General features: G+C 53.8%; 6 protein-coding genes. 3 read left to right on the top strand and 3 right to left on the bottom strand.

Annotated elements, in window-relative coordinates; genetic code table 11:
• Both CSQ89_RS22550 and CSQ89_RS18255 read left to right on the top strand, forming a co-directional pair.
• Window positions 1–5,285: hypothetical protein (locus CSQ89_RS22550; RefSeq protein ID WP_158229035.1), on the top strand; the 5,285-nt coding region annotated here is incomplete at its 5' end.
• Between the two features lie 16 nt (window positions 5,286–5,301).
• The gene (locus CSQ89_RS18255) at window positions 5,302–5,631 is read left to right on the top strand and encodes a hypothetical protein (RefSeq protein ID WP_099407510.1); all 330 of its coding nucleotides are present in this window, start codon (window positions 5,302–5,304) and stop codon (window positions 5,629–5,631) included.
• Here the strand turns inward: CSQ89_RS18255 and CSQ89_RS18250 are convergent.
• From CSQ89_RS18250 to CSQ89_RS18245, 3 genes are all read right to left on the bottom strand, one after another.
• Window positions 5,620–6,219, bottom strand: a complete 600-nt coding sequence (locus tag CSQ89_RS18250) for a DUF4291 domain-containing protein (RefSeq protein ID WP_099407507.1) — start codon at window positions 6,217–6,219, stop codon at window positions 5,620–5,622. The genes CSQ89_RS18255 and CSQ89_RS18250 overlap by 12 nt on opposite strands.
• Before the next feature lie 429 nt (window positions 6,220–6,648).
• Window positions 6,649–6,825: a hypothetical protein gene (locus CSQ89_RS22545; RefSeq protein WP_158229034.1), complete on the bottom strand. Its 177-nt coding sequence runs from the start codon at window positions 6,823–6,825 to the stop codon at window positions 6,649–6,651.
• 204 nt (window positions 6,826–7,029) lie between these two features.
• On the bottom strand, window positions 7,030–7,410 hold the full coding sequence (locus CSQ89_RS18245; RefSeq protein WP_233203304.1) for a helix-turn-helix domain-containing protein: 381 nt from the start codon (window positions 7,408–7,410) through the stop codon (window positions 7,030–7,032).
• Window positions 7,411–7,513: 103 nt separating this feature from the next.
• On the opposite strand from CSQ89_RS18245, the gene CSQ89_RS18240 reads away from it, so the two are divergent.
• Window positions 7,514–7,812, top strand: a 299-nt coding sequence (locus CSQ89_RS18240) for a CHC2 zinc finger domain-containing protein (RefSeq protein ID WP_233203302.1), incomplete at its 3' end; no start/stop codon positions are given.

Raw genomic sequence — 7,812 nt, 5'->3', positions numbered from 1 at the left:
ACACCGTGACGCAGTTCGAACGCGATGCCCACGGCAATGCGGTGCGTACCACCCGGTTTGCCAATACGATGACCTTGGCTGGCGGTGCAGAACGCCCGAGTAGCGTGGTCATCCCTGCCAGCCACGCTGATGACCGCATCGAACAACGCCGGTTTGACCTGGCCGGCCACCAGACCGAATACCGCGTAGACCTGCGCGCCGCAGATGGCGTGCTGGGCAACCAGATTCTGCAGAAAACCTTTTACGACAAATTTGGGCGCACAGCACTGGAATGGCAAGCAGGCAAACAGGTTGGGGGCAATAAATCCCATGAGCAGCCGGATGCCGGTGTTTTGCTAACCACCAATCTGGTTAAAGCATTTGAGTACGATCGCGCAGGTAACCAAATCAGTACAAAGGAGCGCATCTCTGCGCCTGGGGGGCGTTCGGGGGGGGCCGAGGAGAAAAAAACCGAGGTGACTTACAACGCCTTTGGTGAAATCACCGAGCGAAAACTCAAGGGCAAAACCACTGGTACCATAACCACTGGTAAATATGAGTACGATAACGCCGGCCGCCTCTGGCGCAAGCAGGAAGCGGGCGTCTGGAGCGTGCATTACTACAACCGCATGGGCTGGGAAGTGGCGCGGGTCACCTCGCCCGTTGAGGGGACGCTTTCTGGCGCGATGACGCCGGCCAGCTTGGCGAACACGGCAGTACTGGCGAATGGCGGCCTGCAAACCGACGCCAGCGCGCAATACCGCCGTACCTATACCAATTACGACAAGCTGGGCCGCCAGATTGGGCAGACCGGGCCGGCGTTCACCAGCCAAATTCTGGGTAATACCAGCCCAGCGCTGACACTCATTAACCAAGGCGGCAAAACCGTCATTCCGGCGTCTGCAGAATCAAACGTCAGCTTGTATTTTACCAATAAGGCCGGTCAATTCACTTGGCGGAACTTGTTGCCGAACCATCCAATAGAGGTTGGCGACTTTGGTTTGCAAAGTGGCGAAAGCATCCTGTTACTGAAGCTCAGACAGCCGAGTGGCTATGTCGCTTCTGCTACCGCAAGCGACGCTGAACTGATTCGCCATGCCGCCAATATTCAGCACTATCGCCTAAGCCGTATTAACGACCAATACAGCTTACGTTCGGAAGAAAAAACCTACAGCGCAACCTACCGCCCGACTACCCAGGCCAGCTTTGACCGCTGGGGCAACCGCATCGGCCTGACGGATGCCGCAGAGGCAACAACCCGCTGGCATTACAACAGCCAAAACCAGTTGCAGGACGAAATCAGTGCCACGGTCCAAAAGATGAAAAATGGCGTGAGCACGCGCGGCCAAGTGACCAAGCGCTATGCCTATAGCCATGCTGGCGACCTGATTGGCAGCTGGGATGGTAACGGTAACCTTACCCGACAGCAGTTTGACGAATTCGGCCGGCTGGTCAGAACAACGCATGGCTCAGATGAAAATCCCATGGCTTGGGCAGGGGATGAGCATGTCTACGACATGCAGGGCCGGCTAGCCAAAACCCTTAGCAATATTGGCGATCGCCCCCTCATTACCACGTATGATTACAACCGGCTGGACCAGCGCATTCTGGAGCGCCGACAAGGCGACGTGAATCGTCAGGCACTCAGCGCCACGGCCAACCCATCAGGGCCAAACTGGACATCCAAGGTATTGCTCACCCACTACGGTTACGATACCTCCGGTAATCGGGTGCGGGAGAACCGCCTCGCAGCAGACAATACAGATATCCAACAAACAACTTGGTATGCGTATGGTACGCATGGCAAGGTCACCAACGTTGATGTGCTGCTTTCCACCTACGTACACAACACCGTTTACTCCGGTACCAGCCAGGAATTTACCTATGACCTGCAAGGCAATAAGACGAAAGAAGGCACCTTCTGGCGTAAGGATAAAGGCGGCTACGATGAGGAAAGCAAGTCCTGGCAATATGATTTGGCTACCAATCGCCTCACGGGCCATACCGATCTCGGTGGCAACACCTACAACCACTATCGGTATAACGGGCTGGGGCAGGTTAACCATTTTAACTATACGGTGGTCGGTAAAGACCCGATCACGCGCAGCCACCTTTATGACCAGGCGGGTCAGCTGATTGAGCAGACTGACTCCCGTGGCATGGACGTGCTGGGCGTGCAACGTACCCGTTACGACAGCATGGGTCGCGTCAGCTTTGAATCAATGGCGCGCCCGAAAGACGGCAGTTGGGAGAAAGATAACGCTTGGTTCCAAGCCACCGATTACGATGCCTTGGGACGCGTCCAGGCGGTATACGGTAAAAACGTGGCAACACGCTATGGTTACGACGCCAATAGCAACCGTACCTATGTGCAAGGCATGCAACGCAGTACCGGCATTCATGATCAGATCAGCCACTACAGTTATGACGGTTTGAACCGCGTTGTCGTTAACCAGGGAACCGTGGTCAATGGCGCCATCGTCGAGACAAAAGGAAAAGGGGAGCGGCTTTTCTATCGAGGCACCAGTCAGCAACGTACAGGCGTGTGGCGGATCGATGGTGATGTGAAGGGTACGCCAATCAGAGATAGCTTTACCTACGACAGCTTTGGCCAACTGGTGGACACCCACCACCAAGATACCCGTGTCAGTCCCAACAATGTGCTCAAGACACGTCGGGAATATAACTATCTGGGTCAAGTGACATTAGAGGACAGTTATAACAATGACGGCAAGCTCTTACAACGCATGCGTAATGCCTATGAAGTGACAGGGCAAGGACGATTGGCACGGCAGGAAACCCATAGTCTGAAAGACAAGACGCAAGTACAGCTCGATGCGCTCCAGTTAAACCCCATAGCGTGGTTAACCGACTACAGCAATACGAGCACCACGGTACTGACGAATACCTACGAAGGCAGCAAGCTTACCCACTATAAGTACGACGACTACACACACAAAGTGCAGACCAATTTCACGTTTGATCATCAGGCATTTGAAAGCTGGCGCGAAGTTAAACAGCATCGTGCCAACGGTACGACAGAAGGAGCCGGGACCAGCACATCGACACTGGACGATTACGGTAACGTGATTTCAGTCAGCGACCCAGAGGCCAGAGACGGCAAACCCAAGCAGCGGGATATGCTGGTGGACTTCAACGGCCGGGTGCTGCAGAAAACCAATGACAACGTGGCGGATCAGAAGGTCAACTACCTCTACGTAGGTGGCAACACCGTGGCATCGAGCTACGGCGCGGGGGAAAACGCCAATTTTGACTACACCAGCGCGGCCCGTACCGGCACACAGGCGGCGAACACGCTATCGATGTACACCGTGAATAAGGGCGACACCCTGCGCAAGATCGCGTTTGCGGTATGGGGCGACGGTAGCCTGTGGTACCTGATTGGCGATGAGAATGGTCTTACGGTGGGTGCCGATGCCGATCCTGGTGAGGGTAGGACTCTACGTATTCCCAATGCGGTCTCCGCGGCCAACAACGCCAGCACGTTTGCGCCGTACAACCCCGGCCACTTGGTGGGTGACACATCGCCCACACTACCGCCGCCCCCACCGCCACCAAAGAAAAAGCGTTGGAGTTTCGGTACCATCTTGATGGTAGCCGTCGCAGTGGTGGCGACGGTGTATACCGCCGGTGCGGCTGCCAGTTTCTTTGCTGCGGCGGGCAGTACGGCGGCTGCGGGTGGCGCAGCGGTTGGGGCCAGTGTGTTGACCGGTGGGATCTCAGCCATTGGTTTATCGGGCGCGGCGCTAACCGGCCTGACAACGGGCACCATGATGGCTTCTGCGGCAATCGGCGCGGCAGTGGGCAGCATCGCCAGCCAAGGCTTGGGTCTCGCGATTGGCGAAATAGACGAGTTTAAGTGGAGCCAAGTCGGTATTTCTGCCTTCAGTGCCGGTGTCACTGCCGGTGCGGGTAGTGCCATGCAAGGCACTTGGTGGGCGGGTAAGGGTTGGATGGCAACGGCTGCCCGTACCGCAGTCAGTACGACCGTCAGTCAGGGCACGTTGTCGGCAGCAGGCTTGAGCAGCTTCAACTGGCGCACCGTGGCCGCCGCCGGCATTGCCGCCCCGATTGCGCAAAGCATCGGTGATGGCATCTTTGGCGTGGAAGGGACCAGTGCTGGGGCAGGCTGGGCACAAAACCATAATTTCGCGGCCAACTACCTCAACGGCTTGGCCGGTGGTGTAGTGAACCGCACGGCACAAATTGCGGTCAACGGGCGTGGGAGGTTGGACTTTGCGAGTGTGGCAGCCTCGGCGTTCGGTGATGTGCTTGGCAACAGCATTGCCGGTAACAATAGGCAGTGGGTTGGGGTGCAGAAGCCGAAAGAACCGGATGCCAATACACGTTGGGGGGCTAGAGGCAGCGCGAACCCTGAATCCGATGCCATGTACGACCATCTCGTTCGGGAGATGGGTAATACAAGCGCATTACCACCCGTGGAAGGCGTTGAAGTCGCGGCCAATGGTAAGGATGCATTCGGTTATTTGAATCGAGATAAAGGTGCAGACCCCTCTAAGTCGATGTTGTCTACGGGTAAGGCACGACTGCCAGCAGAAACCGTAGATGAATTTAATGCACGAGTTGTTGATGCGCGTCTCAAGGGAACGCTAGGGAAAAAAGGTCCAATTTACGACCAGGATATTCGATCAGAAACTTGGAAAACCACGGTCGATGGCCCTAAAGTCTTCTTTGGTAACGTTGTTCCGAGAACCATCAATGGTGTCAAAGAATGGGTAGAGCAGTTTGCGCATACAGAGCCTGGTGCGTTAGGCCGGTCGCCTGATTGGGTGGATCCCCGCAATCCGGTTTCTGAGGAAGTGGCTGGGGATTTTGGTCGTGTAGTTGGCGGGCTGCTTGCGTTAACGCCGATCAAGTCTGGTGGAAAGACAGTTACTCTATATCGGGTCGATGATGCCGGATTCGCCCCACGAATTCAGGCGAATGGTACGGTACCAGTAGTCACGACTAGTTCGGGCGGTGAAAGAGCTTTGTTTGTAAACCTTGGACAGCCGCAGCGGGCTAAAGATTTTGCCCTTGTTAATCGAGGTGGCAACGCCGCTATTACCGCAGTAGAGGTTGATGCATCCTTTTTGGAACGGCTAAGAGCTACTTCCATTTATGACAAAGGACCGGGTGTAAAACTAAACCCGACTGCACCTTTGCGTGTGGATGTTAACAAGGCTCCTGATCAGTTCGGTTTGAGAACTCCTGAGCACATTCAGTGGCTACGGGATGCTATCAAGCCAGGCACGACGCGGGGGATTGATCCGAATGATCTGTAATTTAATGGAGCCAATTTTGACGAAGGTTTTTATTATTCCGTTTCATGTTCGCCGTTTGGATATTTCAATCATGCCGGCAGGTTTTTCTGGTGGCTACGTTAGTTGCTATTCTCCAGGGAATGACTACGTGGAGGCTACAAAAAAGGCATTGGGTAAACTTGCGGAAGATGGCCTGAACCCAGAAGAAATTCTGCAGCCGATCCATGAGATAGATACAAAGAATTGGTCCCGGCATATTTCTGAGCAGTGGCCTGACCAAGCGGATTCTCTGCTTGATCAGGATGAGTTTGAAAAAGAAATGGCAAGCGGCCATGTGGTGTATGGGCCATTTGGCTCATATACATGACTGCGGATAAATCTGTTCAGAAGGCAACATTCTCATTGCCTCGTTAAATCGTTCGTTTTTGACTAGAGCTTGAATCTCGTGAGCCAATGGCGTTATGTCGGTGATCTGACGAACCCATTGATTCACGTAGCTCTCTACAGCTTCCTTGCTCAATCCGATCTGAATTGATCGATATGGCAAGGATTGAAGAAATAAATCCCGCTCAGGGTCCCACTGAATTCGCACTGGGGAGCTGTTCTTAAGACGCTCCCACTCTTCTTTACTCATTGATGGGTCAGCATGGCTCAAGCAACTATTTGCCAGAGCCCACTCAAATCCTTCTCGTGTAATGTCGATGGCCAGAATGCGTTTCTGGCCTTCATCCTTAAGGCCCCATCCAGCCCGATACATCATCCAAAGAAACGATGGCTTTATCCAAGTCATTCGTTCCATCTTGAATGGAGGTGATACAAAGGTTCCATTGGCTAGTGCACTATCTGCAATGGCATCGGAATAGGCCTGATAAACGCGGATCGTCTTATCATCATAAACGGCCCGAATTTGGCGCAATGGTGTGGCTTCTTTGGTTAGGTCTAGTTGATTATGCATCGGGATATTTTACGTTGCACAATGAGCCTATAAAGCTAATAACTTCAAAGCTCAAAATCATCATCACAGCGCACCCAGTCCGCATTGCCGTCTAGATGCATGCACTCGTTCCGGTCGGTCCACCATTCCGGTGGGCCAGCTGGCTTCTGAATCATTGCTGTCATTGCCAAATGCCTGCAAATCTTCCGCCGGTTGCACGGCGAAGCCGCGCTGGTAAAACGCACTTGGGCGGCGTCTTGGACGCCCCCCAAAAAGGCCCCTAAAAACCCCCAAGTTGTGTGCCCTTAACTCGTGTCAAAATACCCCCCACACCACACGCACCGCTTTGCGGGCTGTAAGTCACTGAATTAGAAGGAGTATGCCTGTATACATTTGTTTACATGTCTACGTTTCGCGTTTAAACGCTTGATTCTTAAAGGCGGTTTCTGTCTACGGTGTAGACACCCCGCCTGCCTTCCAAAGCGTCCCATCCAGTGCCCGAAAAAATGCCTCGCGCAGCACGCGGACGGGTACGGCGCGGCCCATCAGTTGTGCACTAACCCCGATGACACCCCCGCGCCCGGCGACGCCGCCGCCCGCCCGGTTCGACCATCGTGACCAACTCAACGGGTAGGGTCTGCAAGGGGAGAACCCGGCCTGATGGCGCATGTTTCCCAGCGCTGTTTATTTATTTGATGGATATCTACTAGATATTGTTTATCTGTAATTTAGATATCTATTAGATAAATAAAATAGCCCCCTCAACCCCAGCTGCTGCTTGGGGTTCAGGGGGTTTCTTTTAGCGGCTGCATGGCAGACAGGGCGTAAACGTTAATTGCCTGTCTGTGGTGGCGTGAAGAACTGTTTTGCCTGATGCCTCAGGATCAAGCTATCCAGTATCTCTTTGACGACCTGTTTCTCTTCCGTAGAGAACGAAGAAATCGCCTCAAAGCGTAGGCGGAATTCATCGCTTGGCCCTCGTTCCTGTTCATCAAAGACAAGATCATCAAGGCTCACATGCAATACCTTCGCCAGCCGGATAAGGGCTTCTAAGGTTGGTTGTGCCGTCCCTGCCTCATATCGACGAATCTGATTTACATGCAGTGATGCTGTATCGGCTAAGGCTTGCTGTGTAAGGCTATTAGTCCTACGCAATTGGATCAGTCTGGCAGGGAAGGACATCGATATGCACCAGGGCGTGAACAGATCCATACCTTACCTCCTTCTCTCCCAAATAGATTGACAGATAAACAGTATAGGGTATTAAAATAAAACATTAAACGAGTATTGACAGGTTTTAGAGGAAATCCCGCTTATGGCCCGCATCCCGGATACAGAAATCGAGCGCTTGAAGGCCGAGGTGTCGCTGGTTCGCCTGATCGAGGCGGATGGCATCGCGTTGCGCAAGCAAGGGAAGGATTACGCGGCCTGCTGCCCATTCCATGAAGACGACAAACCCAGTCTGGTGGTGACGCCGAGCAAGAACTTGTTTCATTGCTTTGGCTGTGGTGAAGCGGGTGGGCCCATCGATTGGGTGATGAAACGACGCGGTATCAGCTTCCGGCATGCGGCGGAATGGCTGCGGACCGGCTTAGGGGACAACCGCCTGGAACC

Source organism: Chitinimonas sp. BJB300 (assembly GCF_002735695.1).
Classification (GTDB): Bacteria; Pseudomonadota; Gammaproteobacteria; order Burkholderiales; family Chitinimonadaceae; genus Chitinimonas.
This window is presented reverse-complemented; position numbering and strand designations above follow the sequence as displayed.